Origin of the sequence: Stenotrophomonas sp. 22385 (genome assembly GCF_052045085.1) — a bacterium.
In the GTDB taxonomy this organism is placed as follows: Bacteria; Pseudomonadota; Gammaproteobacteria; order Xanthomonadales; family Xanthomonadaceae; genus Stenotrophomonas.
The window spans coordinates 97,924-119,030 of sequence record NZ_JBQEOG010000003.1 but is presented as its reverse complement, the minus strand read 5'-3'; the positions used below and the strand labels follow the sequence as shown (position 1 = coordinate 119,030).

The 21,107-nt window shown below is 66.9% G+C and carries 18 protein-coding genes; 5 read left to right on the top strand and 13 right to left on the bottom strand.

Translation table 11 applies throughout. The annotated features are described in order from the left end of the window. Positions 1–73: 73 nt before the first annotated feature. Both ACTJI4_RS07265 and ACTJI4_RS07260 read left to right on the top strand, forming a co-directional pair. Entirely contained in the window at positions 74–742 is a 669-nt protein-coding gene (locus ACTJI4_RS07265) for a hypothetical protein (protein ID WP_392916689.1), read from the top strand. A 92-nt stretch (positions 743–834) separates the two neighbouring features. Continuing rightward, entirely contained in the window at positions 835–1,701 is an 867-nt protein-coding gene (locus ACTJI4_RS07260; RefSeq protein WP_440868901.1) for an endonuclease/exonuclease/phosphatase family protein, read from the top strand. Positions 1,702–1,725: 24 nt separating this feature from the next. Here ACTJI4_RS07260 and ACTJI4_RS07255 read toward each other — a convergent pair whose 3' ends face one another. From ACTJI4_RS07255 to ACTJI4_RS07225, 7 genes are all read right to left on the bottom strand, one after another. Beyond that, positions 1,726–1,944, bottom strand: coding sequence for a hypothetical protein (locus ACTJI4_RS07255; protein WP_392916684.1), 219 nt, complete (start codon positions 1,942–1,944; stop codon positions 1,726–1,728). A gap of 205 nt (positions 1,945–2,149) precedes the next feature. After that, complete coding sequence (locus tag ACTJI4_RS07250) at positions 2,150–3,580, bottom strand: efflux transporter outer membrane subunit (protein ID WP_392916681.1); 1,431 nt, start codon at positions 3,578–3,580, stop codon at positions 2,150–2,152. Next, positions 3,574–4,311: an SDR family oxidoreductase gene (locus ACTJI4_RS07245; RefSeq protein ID WP_282245129.1), complete on the bottom strand. Its 738-nt coding sequence runs from the start codon at positions 4,309–4,311 to the stop codon at positions 3,574–3,576. Before ACTJI4_RS07245 ends, ACTJI4_RS07250 begins: the two co-directional genes overlap by 7 nt. A 25-nt stretch (positions 4,312–4,336) precedes the next feature. Next, positions 4,337–7,507, bottom strand: a complete 3,171-nt coding sequence (locus ACTJI4_RS07240; RefSeq protein WP_392916677.1) for an efflux RND transporter permease subunit — start codon at positions 7,505–7,507, stop codon at positions 4,337–4,339. A gap of 128 nt (positions 7,508–7,635) precedes the next feature. Beyond that, positions 7,636–8,838, bottom strand: a complete 1,203-nt coding sequence (locus ACTJI4_RS07235; protein WP_392916674.1) for an efflux RND transporter periplasmic adaptor subunit — start codon at positions 8,836–8,838, stop codon at positions 7,636–7,638. A 92-nt stretch (positions 8,839–8,930) separates the two neighbouring features. Next, the gene (locus ACTJI4_RS07230; RefSeq protein ID WP_440868900.1) at positions 8,931–9,701 is read right to left on the bottom strand and encodes an SDR family NAD(P)-dependent oxidoreductase; all 771 of its coding nucleotides are present in this window, start codon (positions 9,699–9,701) and stop codon (positions 8,931–8,933) included. Further along, the gene (locus ACTJI4_RS07225) at positions 9,698–9,925 is read right to left on the bottom strand and encodes a hypothetical protein (protein WP_392916668.1); all 228 of its coding nucleotides are present in this window, start codon (positions 9,923–9,925) and stop codon (positions 9,698–9,700) included. The genes ACTJI4_RS07230 and ACTJI4_RS07225 overlap by 4 nt, the downstream gene beginning before the upstream one ends. 142 nt (positions 9,926–10,067) lie before the next feature. Here ACTJI4_RS07225 and ACTJI4_RS07220 point away from each other — a divergent pair, with 142 nt between their 5' ends. After that, on the top strand, positions 10,068–11,090 hold the full coding sequence (locus ACTJI4_RS07220; protein WP_282245138.1) for a LysR family transcriptional regulator: 1,023 nt from the start codon (positions 10,068–10,070) through the stop codon (positions 11,088–11,090). Positions 11,091–11,162: 72 nt separating this feature from the next. Here the strand turns inward: ACTJI4_RS07220 and ACTJI4_RS07215 are convergent, their stop codons facing one another. Together ACTJI4_RS07215 and ACTJI4_RS07210 are read right to left on the bottom strand one after the other, a co-directional pair. Next, a complete protein-coding gene (locus ACTJI4_RS07215) occupies positions 11,163–11,858 on the bottom strand; it encodes an OmpA family protein (protein WP_392916664.1) in 696 nt (231 codons plus the stop codon). A 116-nt stretch (positions 11,859–11,974) separates the two neighbouring features. Further along, complete coding sequence (locus ACTJI4_RS07210) at positions 11,975–13,384, bottom strand: cryptochrome/photolyase family protein (protein ID WP_440868899.1); 1,410 nt, start codon at positions 13,382–13,384, stop codon at positions 11,975–11,977. 150 nt (positions 13,385–13,534) lie between these two features. Here ACTJI4_RS07210 and ACTJI4_RS07205 point away from each other — a divergent pair, with 150 nt between their 5' ends. Then, entirely contained in the window at positions 13,535–14,617 is a 1,083-nt protein-coding gene (locus tag ACTJI4_RS07205) for a catalase family protein (RefSeq protein WP_392916658.1), read from the top strand. 6 nt (positions 14,618–14,623) lie between these two features. Here the strand turns inward: ACTJI4_RS07205 and ACTJI4_RS07200 are convergent, their stop codons facing one another. The 4 genes from ACTJI4_RS07200 to ACTJI4_RS07185 are packed head-to-tail and all read right to left on the bottom strand — an operon-like array spanning position 14,624 to position 20,305. Beyond that, positions 14,624–15,259 carry an inorganic diphosphatase gene (locus ACTJI4_RS07200; protein WP_392916656.1) on the bottom strand — a complete coding sequence of 212 codons (636 nt, stop codon included), beginning with the start codon at positions 15,257–15,259 and terminating at the stop codon, positions 14,624–14,626. A gap of 8 nt (positions 15,260–15,267) precedes the next feature. Beyond that, a complete protein-coding gene (locus ACTJI4_RS07195) occupies positions 15,268–16,647 on the bottom strand; it encodes a metallophosphoesterase (RefSeq protein ID WP_440868898.1) in 1,380 nt (459 codons plus the stop codon). Then, on the bottom strand, positions 16,644–17,756 hold the full coding sequence (locus tag ACTJI4_RS07190) for a phytase (RefSeq protein WP_392916650.1): 1,113 nt from the start codon (positions 17,754–17,756) through the stop codon (positions 16,644–16,646). The genes ACTJI4_RS07195 and ACTJI4_RS07190 overlap by 4 nt, the downstream gene beginning before the upstream one ends. Further along, a complete protein-coding gene (locus tag ACTJI4_RS07185) occupies positions 17,756–20,305 on the bottom strand; it encodes a TonB-dependent receptor (RefSeq protein ID WP_440868897.1) in 2,550 nt (849 codons plus the stop codon). The genes ACTJI4_RS07190 and ACTJI4_RS07185 overlap by 1 nt, the downstream gene beginning before the upstream one ends. A 157-nt stretch (positions 20,306–20,462) precedes the next feature. Between ACTJI4_RS07185 and upp the strand changes: the two genes are divergently transcribed. After that, the gene (gene upp / locus ACTJI4_RS07180; protein ID WP_392916644.1) at positions 20,463–21,098 is read left to right on the top strand and encodes a uracil phosphoribosyltransferase; all 636 of its coding nucleotides are present in this window, start codon (positions 20,463–20,465) and stop codon (positions 21,096–21,098) included. Positions 21,099–21,107: the final 9 nt, after the last annotated feature.

The window sequence follows — 21,107 nt, the reverse complement described above, 5'->3', positions numbered from 1 at the left end:
GGCTGGGCCATGCTGGTGCCGGCGGCGCCGTGTCCTGCGGCGTCGCGCACCGCCCACCGCGCCGGAGACCTCGATGGATTTCCTGAAGCTGCTGCGTTCGCTGGAAGAATTCCTGTACGAGCTGTGCACCTGGTTCCTGTTCTTCCCGCGCACGCTGTACCGGGTGGTAGTGCATCCGCAGCGGATGGCCCAGTACGTCGACACCGAGCTGAAGGAGAAGCTGGAGCGCCAGTTCGACGATGCGATCAGTCCGCCCATGTTCCTCATGCTGGCCGTACTGGTCGCGCACGGGGTGGAACTGCTGATGCACCAGACCGTGGTCGGCACCAGCGAACTGTCACGCACGGTGATGGGCAACGAGGAAGGCCTGCTGCTGTACCGCTCGATCACGTTTGCAATCTGGCCGCTGGTGGCCACGGTGCATCTGCTGCGCCGCAAGCGGATCCCGATGACCCGGGAATCGCTGCGCCGGCCGTTCTTCATGCAGTGTTACCTGACCGCACCGTTCGCGGTGGCCTTGTCCACCAGCATGGTGTTCGTGCGCCTGCCCGGGCAGCTGTCCACCCACATCGGCATTGCCACCGCCCTGCTGTCGGCGGTCTGGTTCCTGGTGGTGCAGGCCGGCTGGCTGAAGGTGGCCCTGCAGCGCTCCTGGCTCAACACGATCCTGTCCACGCTCTGGGTGTTCGCGCTTGGCGCGGCGATCAACATCACGATCGGGATCGTGCTGCTGGGCAGCTGACCCCTCCGCCGCTTCCGCCAATCTCCGCATATCCCTGATCGCCTGATCCGTGCGACCCTCTGCAAACGATTTCACGGAATGGAGGGATTCCCATGTTGTCTCGTTTTCGTCGTCCCGCCCTGCTGGCCTTGATCGCGCTGGCGCTGCCGCTCGGCTCCGCCCTGGCCAAAGCGCCCGACCCGCTGCGGGTGATGTCATTCAATGTCCGCACCCCGGTGGACACCGAACCCAACAAGCGCTGGGAGGACCGTCGCGATGCGATGGTGACGCTGCTGCGCGAGCAGCACCCGGTGGTGTTCGGCACCCAGGAACTCAAGACCAGCCAGGCCGATTACCTGGTGCAGCACCTGCCCGGCTACCGGTGGTTCGGCGAGCCGCGTGGCCCCGGCGACAATGAAGAGCACATGGGCGTGTTCTACGACAGCGCCGCATTGAAGGTGGTTGAATCGGGCAACTTCTGGCTGTCCGATACACCGGAGGTGGCTGGCAGCATCACCTGGGGCAACCTGATGCCGCGCATGGTGACCTGGGCGCTGTTCGAACGTACCACTGACGGAAAGCGCTTCTACCTGTACAACACCCACCTGCCCTACCGCGACGAAGACGAGCCGCGCCGGGTACTGGGCGCCAAGCTGATCAGTCAGCGGCTGGCTGCGCTGCCGAAGGACATTCCGGTGGTGGTCACCGGCGATTTCAACAGCGAACCGGGCAGCACCACGTATGCGGCATTCACCACCGGGCTGGGCGATGCCCGCAGGCTGGCGCGCCGGGTCGAGGGTCCACGCCTGACGTTCCAGAATTTCAGCGATACGCCGACGGCCGAGATCGACTGGATCCTGGTCCGCGGCTTTGGCGTGAATCGATTCGCCACGCTGGACCAGAAGCCGGGCGGCGTGGTGCCGTCGGACCATTATCCGGTTCTTGCAGAACTGGTGTTCCCGGCCGCATCGACGCCTTGAGCGCCTGGATGGCCAAGCGGCGCTTCATTGCCGCGGCCCCCGGCGAAGGCCTTCCAGTGCCTTGCACAGGGCCTGATGCTGTTCGCGCGCCTGGCAGATCCGTGCACTGATGGCCAGGAACACGCCGACGCCGACCACGCCGATGCCAAGCAGGCTGTCCGGCAACCGTGCAAACCCCAGGCTTACGGTCAAAGCGGCCACCACGAGGAGCACGATGACGCTCGCCGACAAGCCCGAGGACATTGACGGGTGTTCATCCTTTGCTCGCTCTCCTGATGGTTTCCAGCACTTCCGTTGCATCACGCATCTCCCTGGCAGGCGGTGTTTTTAGCACCGCCCCGGGGCGACCCGTCAGAGGCAAAGCCGTCAGCACGGCGTTGTCAGGTACGCCATTGCGGCGGACCCTTTGAAAGCGTGCAGGGGGCGACGGTGTCGCCCCCGCGTTCCTTCACCGCATCGTGCCGGCCACCGCCGGCGGCGTCGCATCCTGCTGCTGGCCCCAACCGCCCAGCGCCTTGTACACACCCACCACGCTGACGTTGACGGTCGACTCGGCCGCGGCCAACGCATCGTCGGCGGCCAGCTGGGTACGCTGCGCATCGAGCAGGGTCAGGAAGTCTTCCGACCCTTCGCGATAGCGGATCTGCGCCAGCTGTTCAGCACGCCGTGCGGCCTGCGCCTGCTCGGCGACGATCGCCAGGCGGGCCTGCTGCTTGGCATACCGGGTCAACGCGTTTTCGGTGTCTTCCAGCGCCAGCAGCACCGCCTTCTCATACTCGGCAGCCGCGCCGTCGGCCTGGGCCTTGCTGGCCCGCAGTCGCGCCTTCACGGTACCGAAATCGAACGCGGCCCAGCTGATCGACGGGGTCACCGACCACGCCTTGTTGTTGCCGTTGACCAGCCCGCTGGCATCGCCGGACAGGAATCCGACGAACCCGCTCAGGCTGATCCGCGGGAACAGATCGGCGGTGGCCACGCCCACCCGCGCCGTGGCGGCCGCCAGGCGACGCTCGGCCACGCGCACATCGGCACGCTGGCGCAGCAGGTCGGTGGTGTCGCCCAGCGGCAACGCCTTGGCATACGGCGCGGCATCACGCGGTTCGAGCAGCGTGTCCAACGCGTCCGGGCGCTGCCCCAGCAGCACCGCCAGGCGATGCCGCGACTGCACTTCGGCCACTTCCAGCAGCGGAATGTCGGCCTCGATCGCCTTCAACCGGGCTCGGCTGCTCTGCACGTCCAGCTCGCTGCCCGCACCCAGGTCCCAGCGGGTTTCGGTCAGTTTCTGGGTGTCGCGCAGGTTCACCAGCGTGCGCTTGGCCACTTCGATGCGCTTCTGGGTGCCGCGCAGTTCGAAGTAGTTGCGCGCCACTTCAGCCGCCACCGTCACCTGCGCGTCGGCCAGATTGTCCTGCTCGGCTCCCAGGTCCGCACGCGCCGCTTCGGCGGCACGGCGCTGGCGACCGAACAGATCCAGCTCCCAGCCGGCGTCGAAGCCAAGCTGGTAGGTTTCGCTGAAGACGCGCTCGCCACCGGCGGTAACATCCGGAGCCTTGCGGCGGTCATAGCTGCCCCCGGCGGTCACGTGCGGCAACTGGTCCAGACGCTGCTCGACGAACACCGCACGCGCTTCACGCACACGCGCCATCGCAATGCGCAGGTCCAGGTTGTCGCCCAGTGCGTCGTGAACCAGCTGTTCCAGCACCGGGTCATCGAACTGCGCCCACCAGCTGGCCACCGGCGAGGCGGTGCTGAATACCGGCGCGGCCGCGCCCTGCAGGACCACCGGCTGCGCCGGCGGTGCCTGGTAGTTGGGGCCGACGCTGACGCAGCCGGCCAGCAGCGCGCTGGCAACGGCGGCGGTCAACACGCGGATCACCATGGCAGCACCTCGCCCAGGTAAGTGAAGCTGCCGTTCGGGCCGTCGGCACCGATCAACGCCATGCCCACGCTGGAGCGTGCGCCGTCGGCAATTTCCAGCTCGCCTTCGCCACTGTTCATGTCGGTCTTCACGTAACCGGGGTGCACGGTGTTGACCTTGGTGGTGCTCTCGCGCAGCTCATAGGCCAGCTGCACGGTCCAGGCATTCACTGCGCTCTTGGAGGCGTTGTAGGCCGGCACCGCGAAGCCATAGATCGGCGAGCCCGGCTGACTGTGCAGGGTCAGCGAGCCCAGGATGCTGGATACGTTGACGATGCGCCCGGCCGGCGACTGGTTGAGCAGCGGCAGGAACGCCTGGGTCACGGCGATCACCGCGAACAGGTTGGTGTCGAAGGTGCTGCGCCAGGTGTCCAGGGTCTGCGCCGACGGGGCCAGCGCCGGGTTGTCGAGCAGGATGCCGGCGTTGTTGACCAGGATGTCGAGGCGACCGTGGCGGTCGCTGATCTCCTGCACGGCCGCAGCGATGCTGGCGGCGTCGACCACGTCGAGCTGGATCGCCTCCACCGGCAGGCCTTCGGCCTGCAGCTTCAGCGCTTCGGCCACGGCGGTGTCGCGCTTGCGCCCGGCCAGCAGCGTGTGCACGCCGGCCTGGGCCAGCTGGCGGACGGTTTCCAGGCCGATGCCACGGGTGGCACCGGTGACCAGGGCGATCTTGGAAGTAGCGGTATTCATGCGTGATTCCTTGTAGGGGTCGGGATCAATGATGGAGAGTGGATTCGCCGTGGGCGACCAGCTTGCCGCCGCCGTTGCGGCTGACGAACTTGCGCAGCGCCACGTAGAACACCGGGGTCAGGAACAGGCCGAACAGGGTCACACCGAGCATGCCGGCGAACACGGTGATACCGGTCACCGAGCGTACCTCCGCACCGGCGCCGTGCGAGAGCACCAGCGGGATGGTGCCGGCGATGAACGCGATGGAGGTCATCACGATCGGGCGCAGACGCAGGCGGCAGGCTTCCAGCGCGGCTTCCACGATCCCCTTGCCGCCCATTTCCAGTTCGCGGGCGAATTCGACGATCAGGATCGCGTTCTTGCACGCCAGGCCCATCAGCACCACCAGGCCGACCTGCACGAACACGTTGTTGTCACCGCCGGTCAACCATACGCCGAACAGGGCCGACAGCAGCGTCATCGGCACGATCAGGATCACCGCCAGTGGCAGCGACCAGCTCTCATACAGCGCGGCCAGCACCAGGAACGCCAGCAGGATCGCCACCGGGAACACGATGAAGGCGGCCTTGCCCTGGGTGGCCTGCTGGTAGCTCAGGTCGGTCCATTCGGTGGTCATGCCCACCGGCAGCACCTTGGCGGCGATCTCGGTCAGGTTGTTCATCGCTTCGGCCGACGACAGCAGGCGCGGGTCGGCTTCGCCGGCCAGGTCCGCGGCCGGGTAGCCGTTGAAGCGCAGTACCGGATCCGGGCCGTAGGTTTCCTTCACGGTCACCATCGAACCGATCGGCACCATCTCGCCACGGTCGTTGCGGGTACGCAGCTTGCCGATGTCTTCCACGCTGTTGCGGAACTGGCCGTCGGCCTGCGCGATCACCTGCCAGGTACGCCCGAACTCGTTGAAGTCGTTGACATAGGACGAACCCAGGTAGGTCTGCAGGGTGTCGAACAGCTCGGTGAGCTGCACGCCCTGCGCCTTGGCCTTGACCCGGTCCACTTCGGCATCCAGCTGCGGCACGTTGGCCTGGTAGCTGGTGATCGGGAACGCCATGCCCGGGGTCTGCGCCACCGCACCCTGCATCTGGCTCACCGCCGTCTGCAGCGCGCCGTAGCCCAGGTTGCCGCGGTCTTCGATGAACATCTGGTAGCCGTTGCCGTTGCCCAGGCCCAGGATCGGCGGCGGCATCATCGCAAAGGCGAAGCCTTCCTGCAGCCCGGCGATCTTCTGGTTGATCTCGGCGTTGATGTCGGCTGCGGTCCGACCATGGCGCTCACTGAACGGCTTGAGCGGAATGAACGCCACGCCGGTGTTGGGCGTGTTGGTGAACTGCAGCGCGTTCAAGCCCGGGAACGAAATGGTGTGCGCCACGCCCTCGGTTTCCTGGGCGATCCTGGCCACCTTGCGCAGCATTTCATCGGTACGCGCAATGGACGAGCCTTCCGGCAGCTTCACACCGGCGATCAGGTACAGCTTGTCCTGGGTCGGGATGAAGCCCGGCGGCACCACCTTGAAGATGAAACCAGTTGCGACCAGCAGCACCGCGTACACCAGGAACACCGCGCCACGACGGCCGAGGATCTTCGACACGCCGCGCTCGTACTTCTCCGAGCTGGACTTGAAGAAGCGGTTGAACGGACGGAACAACCAGCCGAACAGGCGGTCGATGATGCGGGTCGGCGCATCCTTGGCCGCATCGTGCGGCTTGAGCAGGCGGGCCGCCAGCGCCGGCGACAGGGTCAGCGAGTTGATTGCCGAGATGACCGTGGAGATGGCGATGGTGACGGCGAACTGCTTGTAGAACTGGCCGGTCACACCGGACAGGAACGCCATCGGCACGAACACCGCACACAGCACCAGCGCGATCGCGACGATCGGCCCGGACACTTCCTTCATGGCCTGGTGTGCCGCGGCAAGCGGGGTCAGGCCTTCTTCGATGTTGCGCTCGACGTTCTCCACGACCACGATCGCGTCATCGACCACGATGCCGATCGCCAGCACCAGCCCGAACAGGCTCAACGTGTTGATCGAGAAGCCCAGCACGTACAGGGCGGCGAACGTACCTACGATGGACACCGGCACGGCGATCAGCGGAATGATCGAGGCGCGCCAGGTCTGCAGGAACAGGATCACCACCAGCACCACCAGCGCGATGGCTTCCAGCAGCGTGGAGACCACCGCCTTGATCGAGTCGCGCACGAAGATGGTGGTGTCGTACACCGCTTCGTACTTGACGTCGTCCGGGAAGGTCTTCTGCATCTCGTCCATCGTGCCGATCACCGCATCGCGGATCTCCAGCGCGTTGGCACCCGGGGCCTGGAAGATACCGATGCCCACCGCGTTCTTGCCATCCAGCTGCGAGCGCAGGGTGTAATCGCCGGCACCCAGCTCTACCCGGGCCACGTCGGACAGGCGCACTACTTCGCCGTCAACACCGGCCTTGAGCACGATGTCGCCGAACTCCTGCTCGCTGCGCAGGCGGCCCTGGGCATTGATCAGGGTCAGGAACTGGCTGTTGGGCATCGGCTCGGCACCGAGCTGGCCGGCCGAGACCTGCACGTTCTGCTCGCGCATGGCGCGCACCACGTCGCTGGCGGTCAGGCCGCGCGCGGCCACCTTGTCCGGGTCCAGCCAGGCACGCATGGCATAGTCGCCGCCACCGAAGATCTGCGCATCTCCCACGCCCTGGATGCGCGCCAGCGCGTCCTTGACGTGCAGGCGGGCGTAGTTGCGCAGGTACAGAGTGTCGTACTTGCCCTTCGGCGAGGTCAGGTGCACCACCATCAGGAAGGTGGGCGACTGCTTCTGGGTGGTCACACCCTGGCGCCGCACATCTTCGGGCAGGCGCGCCTGCGCCTGGGCGACGCGGTTCTGCACCTTCACCGCCGCGTCGTCCGGGTCGGTGCCCGGGCGGAAGGTGACGGTCATCTGCAGCACGCCGTCCGAACCGGCCACCGACTTGAGGTACATCATGCCCTCAACGCCGTTGATCGCCTCTTCCAGCGGCGTGGCGACGGTTTCGGCGATCACCTTCGGGTTCGCACCCGGGTACACGGTGCGCACCACCACCGAGGGCGGCACCACTTCGGGGTACTCGCCGATCGGCAGCATGGGTATGGAGATCAGGCCGGCGGCGAAGATCACGATCGACAGCACCGCCGCGAAAATCGGCCTGTCGATGAAGAAACGGGAAAAGTCCATTAGGGGATTCCTGGGTTTTCACCAACGCCGGCGTGCAGCACCCCTGCCGCTGTCGAAGACGACAGCGGGAGCGGTGCCCCACGGGGCGTTGAAAGACACGGTAGAGCCGACCGTTGGTCGGCTGCTCTTTAATTCAATGCAACAGGCGCAGCCGCCGCAGACGGCTGCATTGCAACCACCTTGGCCTGCACCGGCATCCCCGGCATGAACACCTTCTGCACGCCATCGATGATTACCCGGTCGCCGGCGGCCAGCCCCTTCTGCACGATGCGCAGGCCTTCGGCGGTACGGCCCAGCTGGATGTCGCGACGCTGCGCCTTGCCTTCCTTGTCGACCACGTACACGTACTTGCGGTCCTGGTCGGTGAGCACGGCCTTGTCGTCGATCAGCATGGCCTGGAACTCGCCGCTGCCGAGCAGCTGCACGCGGGCGAACAGGCCCGGGGTGAAGGCGCGGTCGGCGTTGTCGAGCAGTGCACGCACGCGGATGGTCCCGGTGCTGCGGGTCACCTGGTTGTCCAGGAAGTCGACCTTGCCCGAGTGCGGGAAGCCCTCTTCACCGGACAGGCCCACCTTCACCGGCAGCTCGCTGTCGCGCTCGCTCGGGCGTTCGCCCTTGCGTGCCATCTGCGCGTACCGCAGGAAGGTGCCTTCGTCGGCATCGAAGTACACGAACACCGTGTCCAGCGACACCAGCGTGGTCAGCACGCTGGCGCTGTCGCCGGCGGTGACCAGGTTGCCGGCGGTGACCATCGCCCGACCGGCGCGGCCGTTGATGGGTGCGCGCACCTTGGTGAACTCCAGGTTCAGTGCCGCCGCGTCCAACGCGGCCTGCGCGGCCTGCACGTTGGCACCGGCCTGGTCGGCGGCGGCGCGGCGCTGCTCCCAGGATTCGGTGGAGATGGCCTGCTGCTCGGACAGCTTCCTGGCGCGGTCCGATTCGCTGCGGGCCAGGGCGGCCTGGGTGCGGGCACGCACAAGCTCGGCACGGGCACGGTCGTATTCGGCCTGGTAGCTGCGCGCGTCGATGGTGAAGAGCACATCACCCTTCTTCACTTCATCGCCTTCGACGTAGTTGACCTTGTCGATGTAGCCGGACACGCGCGGGCGCAGTTCGACGCTCTGCACCGCCTCGACGCGGCCGCTGAAGTCGTCCCACTGGCTGACCGGCTTGACCAGCACCGGCGCGGCGCTGACCTGCGGCGGCGGCGGCCCGGCAGTTTCTGCCTGGCTGCCGCTGCAGGCGGTCAGCACGGCAGCGGCCAGGATCGACACGCCGGCCATGGCCAGCCGTCGGGAGAAGCGATGCGGAGTGGAATTGGAGGAAGTCATGGAATGCATCCGTACGTAGGGGTGGTCAAAGAAAAACAAAATCGCGTTGTACTGCCGGGGGCGGTAGCCTGGGACCTGAACCTAGGTAAAGGTCAAGCGACACCTGCGATGTCGCGCCAGGCGGGGGGGCGGTCCAGTTGCAGCAGTCCACGCGGAAGTTCCGCATCGCGGGTGTCGCAGCGCACGATGGCGCGGTTGTCGACGCAGTTGTCGAGCAGGGAAACCACGCGGCGGCCGACCAGCAGCGCGCTTGGCCATTCGATGCACGCGTTGGCGGCGTTGGTCGGCGTGCACACCGGGTTGCACACTTCCAGCATCTGCGCGCGCACGCCGAGGGCCTGCGCTTCCTGGTGCAGCACCTGCGCATACATGCGCGTGGCGGCGCCGGTGATGGAGCTCTCGCCATAGCCGGCCCACGGCTTGAAGCCGGCCGGGCTGCCGACCAGCACGTAACGGCGCGGATGGCCCTCGCTCTGCAGCAGCGGCAGCAGGCGGCGGCCGGCGTGCACGTGCGGCATCACGTCGACCTGCAACGCCTGCAGCAGCGCATCGCCGCTGCGGTCGATGACCCGGCCGCGGTTGTAGGGGCCGCCCATCGCATCGATGACAGCAGCCAGCGCGCGCGGCCGCTGCGCGATGCGGTCGGCCAGCGCCAGCGCCGAGCCATCGTCGGTGAGCGAACCCAACAGCGTTTCCAGCCCCGGCTCATCGGCAAACTGCTCGCGCAGCGACGCCAGCCGGCCCGGGTCCCGACCGACCACCAGGACCGGGCTGCCGGCCTCCAGCAGCGCAGCCACGATGCCCTGCCCGACGCTGCCGGTGCCACCAAGCACCAGAACTTCGGGGGCCAGTGTCCCGTTCATGGGACTTTAACTCCCGTCGCCGGGATAATCCCAATCCGACCCAGTCGTCCGCCACTGCGGGCACCCAGACGCAGGCTGCCGCCGCGCTGCAGGTTGGCGGGCGGGGTGAACTCGCGGAACGCCTTGCCGGAGAAGGCCGAGGGGCGCTTTTCAACGGTCAGGGCCAGCTCCAGCGAGGGCGTGCGGCCGCCGATGACGCGGCCTAGAATGTTCTGCAACCACATGGTTGGCGTCCTCCAATTCGGGAATGGCGCCAGATTAGTCCTCGAACTCCCCCTTGATTAGTCCGAATTAAGGGGAATAATCGTCCCGTACCCGGCACAATCTTTCGGGCACCCCATCCCATCCCCCGATACGGACTCCGTCATGGCCCACGATCTCAACGACACGCTGATCTTCGTCAAGGTGGTCGAGCAAGGCAGCTTCATCGCTGCTGCCAATGCGCTCGGCCTGCCCAAGACCACGGTCAGCCGCAAGGTGCAGGAACTGGAAACGCGCCTCGGCGCACGCCTGCTGCACCGGACCACACGCCGGCTGGGCCTGACCGAGGCCGGCTCGGTGTACCACGAACATTGCCAACGCATCGCACGCGAGCTGGAAGAAGCCGAAGGCGCGGTCAACCAGCTGCAGTCCGGGCCGCGCGGCTGGCTGCGCTTCACCGTGCCCTACTCGATCGGCATCACCTGGATCGCACCGCTGTTGGGGCAGTTCCATGCCCAGTACCCGGAGATCCAGCTGGACATGCACCTGGGCAACGAAAAGCTGGACCTCATCGCCGGCGAAGCGGACCTCGCGCTGCGCGTGGGGGCCCTGCCCGATTCCAACCTGGTGGCGCGCAAGCTGGGCAGCCTGCGCACGCAGGTGTTCGCCAGTCCCGCCTACATCGAGCGCTACGGCGAGCCGCTGCACCCGGATGAACTGCAGTTCCACCGCATCCTGGCGATGCGCAAGGCGCGCAACCTCAACAACAACCGGTTCTTCTGGCAGCTCGGCGAGAACGGCGGTGACCTGCGTGATTTCCCGGTCAATCCACTGCTCGTCGCCAATGATCCGTCGGCGCTGAACGGCGCGCTGGTCTGCGGCGAAGGCCTGCTGCTCACCGGTGATGTGATGGCCAAGCCGTTCATCGAATCGGGCATGGTGCGCCGTGTGCTGGCGGGCTGGACTGGCCCGGAAGTGGACTTCAACGCGGTGTTCGCCGGCGGCCGGCTGGTGTCGCCGAAGGTGCGCGCGTTCGTCGATTTCCTGGTGGAAAAGCTCAACTTCGATGCGAACTACATGCTGGCGCAGTGCCCGGCGGCGAAGCTGGCCAAGCAGCAGCAGAAGGAAGCCGAAGCGGAGCTGCAGGAGACCGGGAAGCGGATACTGGAAACGGTTACCGCAGGGTGATCCAAGCCGCCTGCGTCATGAAAAATGCCGCCTTCTCAGGCGGCATTTTTTCGTTGCACGCGCAGGCGCGGCTTATTGTTGCAGCGGGATCACGCGGATTTCCACGCGGCGGTTCTTTGCGCGACCGGCGTCGGTGCTGTTATCGGCGATCGGGTACGCCTTGCCGGCGCCCAGCGTCTCGATACGCACGCTCTGCACGCCCTGGGCGGTCAGGTACTGCGCCACCGAATCGGCGCGTTCCTTGGACAGTTTGTTGTTGACCGCGTCACTGCCAATACTGTCAGTGTGGCCAACCACTTCGATCATGGTCTGGTTGTACTCGTTCAGCGTGCTGGCCACGCCGTTGAGCGCACCGTAGAACTCCGGCTTCAGCTGGGACTTGCCGAAGTCAAAGGTCACGCCATCGGGCAGGTTCAGCACGATGTTGTCGCCCTGGCGCTGGACATCGATACCGGTGTTGGCGGTGCGCGCGCGGAGCTCACGCTCCTGCTTGTTCTGATACGCACCCACGCCGGCGCCGGCCAGCGCGCCGATACCCGCACCCACCATTGCGTGCTGGCGACGCTCGGTCGCGCTGTCACCGGTCAGCAGGCCGGCAGCCACGCCGATGGCGGTACCGATCAGCGCATTGCGGCCGGTGCGGCTCTGCTGCTCGGTCGGGTTGCCGTACGGGTCACTCTGCACGTAGGAGCCACCGGTGGCGCAGGCCGACAGGGCTGCAGCGGTCATCAGGGCCAGGGCCACGTTGCGGGGTGCGGATCGAATCATGGTGTTCTCCTTGGATGCCGTCTGACGGCGTGCGGATGGCCAGAAGGATAAACACGCCAATGCGATGCCGGCATGATGAACAGGCACGGATTCGGCATTTCGTTCAGGTTCCGGGGTCAGCCGGTATGTCGGTAGGCCGCCAACGCCGCCTCGCGGCCGGCTGCCAGATCCACCAGTGGCACTGCCGGATAGCCCGGCGCCAGCTCGGCCAGCAACGACGGCGACTGCCACGGCGCGAAGCGCGCCTTTACCGGCAACGGCGCCAGTTCGGGCACCCAACGGGTGATGTAACGCGCATGCGGATCGAACTTCTGCGACTGCGTGACCGGGTTGAAGATGCGGAAATACGGCGCCGCATCCGCACCGGTGCCGGCCACCCACTGCCAGCCCATGGTGTTGTTGGCCAGGTCCGCATCCACCAGCGTGTCCCAGAACCAGCGTGCGCCGTGCAGCCAGTGCTGGCGCATGTGCTTGCAGAGGAAGCTGGCCACGATCATCCGCACGCGGTTGTGCATGTAGCCGGTGGCCCACAGCTCGCGCAGCCCCGCGTCGACGATCGGGACGCCCGTCCGGCCCTGCTGCCACGCCTGCAGCTGTGTCACATTCGGCTTGGCCCAGCTGAAGTTCGCGAAACGCGGATTGAGATTGTTCTCGGGAGTCTGCGGGAAGTGGTGCAGCAGGTGGTAGGAGAACTCACGCCAGCCCAGCTCGCGGATGTAGCCATCGATATCGGCATCGCGGCTGGCGCTGCGCGCTCCTTCCAGCCGTCGCACGATCTGCCAGGGTGAAATTTCGCCGAAGTGCAGGTGCGGCGACAGCAGTGACGTACCCACCCGATCGGGCAGGTCGCGCTGCTGGCGGTAGCCGTTCAGCGCACCGTCGACGAACACCGAGAGCGCTTCCTGCGCACCGGTTTCGCCAGGTTGCCAGTGCTCCCAGAACTGCTTGTCCCAGTCCAGCGCAGGGGCCAGCTGCAGTGCATCCAGTGCCACGCCTTTCGCAGCGTGCGCCGGCAGGGTCTGCGGCAGCCGGGTGGCCGCCGGCATATTCATGCGGGTGAGCGCGTTGCGCCAGAACGGGGTGAAGACCTTGTACGGGCCGCCCTGCAGCGTGGCGATATCCCACGGCTCGAACATCAGGCTGCCGTTGCAGCTGTTCGCGTCTATGCCCCGCTCGCGCAGTTCGCGCTTGATCCGGGCATCGCGCGGTTGGGTGGCGGGTTCGTACTTGCGGTTCCAGTAGACCGCCTCGGCGCCGGTTTCTTCGATCAGCGCCAACAGCTGCGCCTGGCTGCCGCCCTTGCGCAGCACCAGCGCCGAGCCGCGTGCGCGCAGATCCGCGTCCAACGCCACCAACGAACGGTGCAGCCATGCGTTCGAAGCACCGCCCGGCGCCCACGCGCCCTCCTCGTCCGGTGCATGGATGTAGACCGGCACCGGGGTATGCCCCGCCTCCAGAGCGGCCTGCAATGCCGGGTTGTCCTGAAGGCGCAGATCACGGCGGAACCAGACCAGAGCTACCGACACACGCACCGCCTACGATGAAAGAGATCCACATGATAGCGATCTGGAGTGAAGGCAGTGCACGCGCCCTTCGCGCCACGGCGATGTCCCCTGCACCGCTCGTGCACGGATCACGCGGGAAGGTGACCCCTCTTCCACGCGGATGCCATCGCCATGCCTGCCCACCTCCCTGCTGTCGCCTACTCGGTCAATGTTGAACATGCGGACGCTGACGAACAGGCCACCATCGCCGAACTGGTCAAGGTGTTCACTGACATGGCCCAGGTCGTGGCCAACCACGAAGGGCATGCGCACCGCGCGGTGCATGCCAAGGGCCACGCGCTGCTGCGCGGGCGCTTCCATGTGCTCGGTGGGCTGTCGCCCGAGCTGAGCCAGGGCCTGTTCGCCACACCGGCCGAGTATGACGCCCTGGTGCGCTTGTCCTCGCCGCCGGCCGAGCAGCTGCCCGATACCGTCTCCACGCCGCGCGCGATGGCCGTCAAGATCATGGACGTGCCCGGTGCACGCGTGGAAGGCGGCGATGAGCAGCACAGCCAGGACTTCCTGATGGTCAATGGACCGGCGTTCAACACGCCCGGCATCAGCGGTTTCCTCCGCTCGGCGAAGCTGCTGGCGGCCACCACCGAGCGCATGCCGCGTACCAAGCAGGTGCTGTCGGCCACGTTGCGCGGCACCGAGGCGGCCCTCGAAGCCGTCGGTGGGCAAAGCGCCACACTCAAGGCGCTGGGCGGCGAACCGCAGCATCATCCGTTGGGTGAAACCTTCTTCACCCAGGTGCCATTCCGCTATGGCGCGTACATCGCCAAGTTTTCCTGGGTGCCGGTATCGCCGGCGTTGAAGGCGCTGACCGGCGAGCCGCTGGAATCGGCTGCGGACACGCAGCGCGAGGCGGTGGCCGCATTCTTCGCCCGGCCGGGTGCCGTGGCCGAGTGGGAGCTGCGGGTGCAGCTCTGCCGTGACCTGGAGAAAATGCCGATTGAAGACGCGTCGGTGGTGTGGCCTGAAGAGATCAGCCCGTACCTGCCCGTCGGCCGCCTCGTGGTCGAAGCACAGGCCTCCTGGAGTGCAGATGCCGAATCGAGCGAAGACCAGCTGGCCTTCGCCCCCTGGCACGCCCTGGCGGCGCACCGGCCGCTGGGCAATCTCAACCGCGCACGTCGCGTGGTCATGGCGGCCTCGCGTGAATTCCGCTCAACCTTCAACCGTTGCCCGATCCACGAACCCACCTCGGGTTGAACATTGTCAATCGCCCTTGGCGTGGCGCTGCTGGGCGTCGAAGCGCTGCATCGATTCGCGGATCAGCGCCTTCGCTTCAGCGGCGTTGCCCCAGCCGTTGAGCTGCACCGGGTTGCGGCCTTCGGGCAGGTCCTTGTAGACCCGGAAGAACGCTTCGATGCGCTGGCGTTCGATCAGCGGCAGATCCTGCAGGTCGCGGATGTTGGCGTAGGTCGGGTCGATCTTGTCCGTGGGTACGCCGATCACCTTCTCGTCGTGCTCGCCGTTGTCGACCATCTTCAGGTAGCCGATCGGGCGGAAGCGCACGATCACGCCCGGATGCAGCGGTTCGCGGGCCAACACCAGCGCATCCAGCGGATCGTTGTCGCCGGCCAGGGTGCGCGGCATCGAGCCATAGTTGGCCGGGTACGCGACCGGCATCGACTGGAAGCGGTCGACGTGGACCAGGCCGTCTTCCTTGATTTCGTACTTGGTGAAGCTGCCGGCGGGGATTTCCACGGCCAGGTTGGCTTCCTCCGGCGCTTCCTTCGGCTGGGCGGCCAGGAACGGATGCAGCACCGCGTTGCTGGCCAGGCTGGCGCCGGTGAGCAGCAGCAGTGCGGCGGCCAGGGCGATCAGGGGAAGCTTGGGTTGCGGGTTCATGGCAGTCCTTATTCCCAGCAGCGATCAGCGCGACCCTTCAGGGTCTGGGTGCGCGTGCAGTCGCGCGGGGCGATGCGGCCCTCGGTGAGTTCGGTCTTGCGCTTGCTGCCGTCGGCCTCGCGGTTGAGTTCGAAGCCGTCGTACAGGCGGCCGGTGACCGTGCGTGCTTCATAGCGCAGGTGCCGTGGATCGATCGTGAGCACCTGGTACAGCTGGGTGTCCTCACCGACCGGCGCCATCGTCGCGCGTGCTTCTTCGGACAGCCGGTACTGCTTCGGGCCGGCCACCGTCACCACGTACTGCGGGGTGGCCGCCTGCCCTTCGCCACGACGCCCGTAGGTGTGGTCGTGGCCCTGCAGCACCAGGTCCACGTTGTGGCGGCGCACCACCGGCAGCAGCACGTCACGCAGCTCGGCGTTCTCGCGGCCCTCGCGCGGCGAATAGAACGGCTGGTGCAGCAGCACGATGCTCCACGGCTGCGGGTTGTCCGCCAGCACCTTGTCCAGCCACGCCGCCTGCGCCCGGGCCGTGCCCAGGTCCAGCGCCGAGGTCCCGTCCAGCACGGCGATGCGGACGCCCTGGTAGTCGAACCAGTAGGTGCTGGTGGATGCGGCCTCCACGCCGTTGCGCGGCAGGGCGAAGGTCACGGGCCAGTGCCGGCCCAGCACGCGGCGTTCCTGCGGGGTGTCTTCGAATTCCTCGAAGTACTCGTGGTTGCCGATCGCCGGTGCCACTGCGGTTTCCTGCGGCAGCCAGCCGGCGGCAGCGAACCACTCGCCCCACTCGCTGTCGTCCACGCCGTCACCGCCACTCACCAGGTCACCGGCAAACAGGGTCAGGCGTGCATCCGGTGCGGCTTTGATGCCGGCACGCAGCACGCGCGAGACGTGGCTGACGTTCTTGTTCTGGGTGTCGCCGAAATACAGCAGGGTCAATGGCTGGTCGGCCCGCCCGGCGGTGCGCAGCTGGTTCCAGGCGCTCCAGGTGCCGTTGCCCTGCACCCGCCACAGGTACAGCGTGTCCGGCGCCAGTCCCACGACGTCGGCGCGGTGGTGATGGGATGTACCGAGCTCCGTGGCCAGCGCCGTGGTCACGGCGGTAACACGCCGGGGCGTGCCGACATCGGGCGAGTCGCCGGCAACCACCCATTCCAGCAGCGGCGTGCTGACGCTGCCATCAGTCCGCCACGCGACGGCGAAGCCGCGCGATGCGTCCTGCGCCGGCGAGGCCACGATACGGTCGGGGAAACCGGTCGCCGCGTAATGCCGGCTGCCGGCCGGCACCTGGGTGTTCGGTTCGGCCTTGCCCTCCGGCTTGGCCCAGCTGGAAGCGCTGCCCAGCAGCAGCAAGACCGCGAGCGCGCGGGCGCAGGCAGGAATACCGCTCACTTTGCACACTCCAGCGGCAGCGACAGCTGTCTGGCCACGCTGGCCCAGTCGAAGGCGACCACGCCCTGGTCGTCATGCACGGCGTACAGCGCGCCATGCGGGAAGCGCGGCGAGGCGGCCGTGCTCAGCCAGATACCATCGGTATTGGCCACGGTATTGCCCTGGAACGCGCCGACATGCTTCAGCGTGTTGCGGTCGAACAGATGGAATACGCTGCGATCCTTGCCCTGTTCGGTGGTGATCCACCAGCCGTCCTTGCCGCAGGTGCGCAGCATCACGCCTTCGGCCTGGGCCTTGAACGCATCGCGGCCGAATGTGGTGCCGCTGAACCTGCCTTCCAGTGAATACACCTTGATTTCGCTGGCATAGCGTTCGTCTTCTTCGGCAATCAGCAGGCGGTCGTAGGCCGGGTCGCCCCAGATCGATTCCACCACGCGCAGCGCGCCGGCCTCGGTGGTGTCGCCGATGCTGGCGACCAGGCTCGCCTGCACCTTGCCGTCCTGCACCTGCACCGCATAGCGGCGCACGCGCTTGTCCAGCTCGGCCAGCGGCGGCAGCACGTCGTTGCCCTGCGCGTCTTCACCGGCGTCGTAGGAGTCGGTCACGTACACGTCATAGCCGTTGGACTGCTTGTTCACCCACAGCCCGTACGGCTTGCGCAGGTCGTCGGCGGCGAACGTGCCCAGCGGCGTGAACGACGGCAGCTGCAGCACCTGCACGCGGTGGTTGTCGCGCTCCACGATCAGCACCAGGTCATCGACCACGGCGATGCCGTTGGGCCGGACGAACTGACCTGGCGCGGTGCCGGTGCTGCCCACGTCACGCAGGTGCGCGCCGGTCTGGCCGTCGTAGACCACCAGCTTGTCGGTGGCCTTGGCGGTGGCGATCAGCCACACCTGCCCGTCCGGGCTGGTCCAGCTGGCCGGCGAGTCGATGTTGTCGGCAGGCGTCATCGGCGTGAGGAAGGCCTCGGCCACGGTGGCCACGTTGCGGCCGGTGGTGGCTGCGGCGGCGTCCACGGCGGGCGCGGCCGGCGCGGGGGCGGCAGCCGGCTTGCAGCCGGCCAGCAGCGCCAGCGCAAGCAGGCCCAGTGCGGGGCGTGCGCGCATCACAGCGCCACCTTCAGGCCCAGCGCGTAGGTGCGGCCGTACTCTTCGTTCTGCAGCGTGCGCGAACGCACGCCCTGGTACAGCTCCAGCGGCTTGTCGAGCAGGTTCTGCGCTTCGAAGTACACGCTCACGTTGGTGGTGATCTTGTAGTCCAGGCTGAAATCGAGCTGGGTATGGGGCGCCACGAAGATGTCGTAGGCGCGGCTGTCGCCCAGCGTATCCAGGTACTCGCTGCGGTACACGGCGGCGAGACGGGTGCTGAAGCCGGCCTTCTCGTAGCCCAGGTGTGCGCTGTAAACATGCCTGGAGGCACGCGGCAGGGTGAAGTCCTCGTCGGCGCGGCCGTCCAGGCCCGGGTCGAAATCGGTCTCCAGCCAGGTGCCGCTGGCACCGACCAGCAGGCCATCCCAACCGGCCGGCAGGAAGCTGAGCTGCTGCTGCCAGTTGAACTCGGCGCCGTAGACCTTGGCCTTGTCGCCGTTGATCACGCGGGTGACCTCGAAGCCCGGGTATTCGGGATCGCTGTCGCTGACGGTGTTGACGATGTAGCCGTCGATCGACTTGTGGAACAGGCCCAGCGAGAGGATGCCGGTACTGCCGATGTAGCGCTCGAACGACAGGTCCACATTGTTGGATTCGTACGGATCCAGCTCGGGGTTGCCGAGACGCACTTCCTCGTCGCCGCGGTTGTAGCCGATGCGCGGCGCGATATCGCCGAACGACGGGCGCGACACGGTCTTGTTGGCGGCTGCACGCAGCACCCAGTCGCTGCCGGCGTCGTAACGCAGGTGCAGGCCGGGCAGCACGTTGGTGTAGCTGCGGTCGGCGGTGAGCGGGGTCACGGTGAAGCTGCGGCCGTTGGCGGACACGTCGACCTGGTTGCCGGTGGCCTGGAACCGGGTGTTTTCCACCCGCACGCCGCCGATGATGCGCAGGCTGCCCACATCCCATGTACCCATGGCGTAGCTGGCGAAGATGTCTTCGCTGGCGGTGTAGTCCTCTTCCAGCGAGGTCATCGCATTGGCGCCGACATCCTGCGGGCGGGCACTGTACTGGCTGCCGAACTGGGCCCAGTAACGGCGCATCGCATCCGAGCTCATGCCCTGGCCGAGGCTGCCGCCACGGTGGTCGGGCGTGGCGGTGGTCCACTCGGACAACGCCACGTCGGGACCCACGCGAAGCTCGCGCTCGTCGGTATCCACGTCGCGGTCACGCCAGCGTCCCAGCAGGCCGAACTTGTAGCTGCTGTTGTCGCCGTCGAAGCGGATGTTGACCTGGGCGCTGTGCTCCTTGTCATCCACGCGCTTGGGCGAGACCACGAAACGGTCGAAATCGTAGTTGCCGTTGTCCATCCAGCTGGCATCGCTGAGCGTGTAGCGCGGGATGCCGCTGTTCTGGTCCACGGTGGCGGCCAGGTCGTCGCCGTTGTACTCGAAGCGCGCTTCCATCTCGTCGTTGACGCGCTCTTCGGTACGGGTGTAGCCGACCTTGTAATCCAGCACCGCGTTGGTCAGGCGGTTCTCTCCGCCCAGGCTGGCGGCGAAGGTGTTTTCCTCCTTGGTGCGGTAACGCATGCGCTTCTGGATCGCATCGGCCGGCAGGTCGTCGACCCGGAACTGGTTGTTGCCCAGCGCGGTGACCTCGCCATCGCCGAAGTTGAAGATGGTGCGCTGGCGGGTTTCGGCGTCATCGAACTGGCTGTACAGGGTGCGCAGGTAGTACTGGCTGTCTTCATTGGGGCGCCAGTCGAAGTTGAGGTTGGCGCCGATGCGCTTGCGCTCGATCTCGTACTTGCGGTGCTGCAGGCTGTTGGCGAACAGCTCGTCTTCGCTGCCGCCGTCGAACTCGCCGTACTCGACTTCGCTGTTGTCGGACTCGAACTTCCGGTTCTGGTAGTTCACGCCCAGCGCCACGCCGAAGGTATCGGCGAACACTTCGCTGTAGTTGAACGCGGCCTTGGGGCTGGTGTGGCCGGACAGGTCCTGGTGGCTGGCTTCGATCTTGCCACGCAGGCTGCGCCCGTCGCGGTCGAAGGCCGAAGCGGACTCGACCAGGATCGCGCCGCCGATGGCGTCGCCGGGCATGTCCGGCGTCGGCGACTTGACCACGCGCAGGCGTTCGGTCGAGTCCGAGGGAATCACGTCCAGCGGCGCGGCGCGGCTGGAATCTTCCGGGGTACCCACGGCGATGCCGTCGATGCTGACGCTGTTGAGGTTGGCATCCAGGCCGCGCACCACCACGAAGCGGCCCTCGCCCTGGTCACGGGTGACACTGACGCCGGGCAGGCGCTGCAGCGATTCGGCCACGTTCTTGTCCGGGTAGACGCCCATGGCATCGGACGATACCGCGTCCTGGATGGCGTCGCTGCTGCGCTTGAGGTCAACCGCACGGGTCTGCGATTCCAACTGCGGGCGCACTTCCACCCGGTCCAGTTCGGTGGCTGCCGCAGCGCCGACGAGCTCCCCGCTCGCGGCGGCCACGGCAGGCGCGGTGGACAGGACGAGCAACGACAGGCTGATGGCCAGCCCCAACGGCGATTTGTTCTGCACGGCTTCCCCAACGGTGTAAAGATTGGGTCAGCACGGTATGTCCGGGAGATTGCATGAACGTGACACCGGTGGCGATGGGCACCTTCAGGGGCGGACTATGGCCGGCCATGGCACCGGTGCGGCAAAATGGCGTTCTCCCCGTTTTGTTGGCATTCCCATGAAAATCGTCGAAGTTCGCCACCCGCTGGTGCAGCACAAGATCGGCCTGATGCGCGATGCATCCCTGAGCACCAAGGACTTCCGCGAGCTGGCCAATGAGCTGGGTGGCCTGCTGGCGTACGAGGCCACCGCCGACCTGGATACCGAAGCGCACACCCTCGCCGGTTGGGCCGGAGAAGTCACCGTGCAGCGCATTGCCGGTGCGAAGATCACGGTGGTGCCCATCCTGCGCGCGGGGCTGGGCATGCTCAGCGGCGTGCTGTCGCTGATTCCCGCGGCGCGGGTCAGCGTGGTGGGCCTGCAGCGCGATGAGGAAACCCTGCAGCCGGTGCCCTACTTCGAGCGCCTGACCGGGCGCCTGGAAGAGCGCGATGCGCTGATCCTGGACCCGATGCTGGCCACCGGCGGCACCCTGATCGCCACCATCGACATGCTCAAGCGCGCCGGGGCACGGCGGATCAAGGGTATTTTCCTGGTGGCGGCGCCGGAAGGCATTGCCGCGGTGCAGGCCGCGCACCCGGACGTGGAGATCTTCACTGCCGCGATCGATGCGCGCCTCAACGAGAAGGGCTACATCCTGCCCGGCCTGGGCGACGCCGGTGACCGCATCTTCGGGACCCGCGTGGCCGGTTGATCGGCGCGC

Excerpts from the sequence above, each read along its gene's own strand:
- ACTJI4_RS07265 (WP_392916689.1), top strand. The coding sequence starts at position 74 with ATGGATTTCCTGAAGCTGCTGCGTTCGCTGGAAGAATTCCTGTACGAG.
- ACTJI4_RS07260 (WP_440868901.1), top strand. The coding sequence starts at position 835 with ATGTTGTCTCGTTTTCGTCGTCCCGCCCTGCTGGCCTTGATCGCGCTG.
- ACTJI4_RS07255 (WP_392916684.1), bottom strand. The coding sequence starts at position 1,944 with ATGTCCTCGGGCTTGTCGGCGAGCGTCATCGTGCTCCTCGTGGTGGCC.
- ACTJI4_RS07250 (WP_392916681.1), bottom strand. The coding sequence starts at position 3,580 with ATGGTGATCCGCGTGTTGACCGCCGCCGTTGCCAGCGCGCTGCTGGCC.
- ACTJI4_RS07245 (WP_282245129.1), bottom strand. The coding sequence starts at position 4,311 with ATGAATACCGCTACTTCCAAGATCGCCCTGGTCACCGGTGCCACCCGT.
- ACTJI4_RS07240 (WP_392916677.1), bottom strand. The coding sequence starts at position 7,507 with ATGGACTTTTCCCGTTTCTTCATCGACAGGCCGATTTTCGCGGCGGTG.
- ACTJI4_RS07235 (WP_392916674.1), bottom strand. The coding sequence starts at position 8,838 with ATGACTTCCTCCAATTCCACTCCGCATCGCTTCTCCCGACGGCTGGCC.
- ACTJI4_RS07230 (WP_440868900.1), bottom strand. The coding sequence starts at position 9,701 with ATGAACGGGACACTGGCCCCCGAAGTTCTGGTGCTTGGTGGCACCGGC.
- ACTJI4_RS07225 (WP_392916668.1), bottom strand. The coding sequence starts at position 9,925 with ATGTGGTTGCAGAACATTCTAGGCCGCGTCATCGGCGGCCGCACGCCC.
- ACTJI4_RS07220 (WP_282245138.1), top strand. The coding sequence starts at position 10,068 with ATGGCCCACGATCTCAACGACACGCTGATCTTCGTCAAGGTGGTCGAG.
- ACTJI4_RS07215 (WP_392916664.1), bottom strand. The coding sequence starts at position 11,858 with ATGATTCGATCCGCACCCCGCAACGTGGCCCTGGCCCTGATGACCGCT.
- ACTJI4_RS07205 (WP_392916658.1), top strand. The coding sequence starts at position 13,535 with ATGCCTGCCCACCTCCCTGCTGTCGCCTACTCGGTCAATGTTGAACAT.
- ACTJI4_RS07200 (WP_392916656.1), bottom strand. The coding sequence starts at position 15,259 with ATGAACCCGCAACCCAAGCTTCCCCTGATCGCCCTGGCCGCCGCACTG.
- ACTJI4_RS07190 (WP_392916650.1), bottom strand. The coding sequence starts at position 17,756 with ATGCGCGCACGCCCCGCACTGGGCCTGCTTGCGCTGGCGCTGCTGGCC.
- upp (WP_392916644.1), top strand. The coding sequence starts at position 20,463 with ATGAAAATCGTCGAAGTTCGCCACCCGCTGGTGCAGCACAAGATCGGC.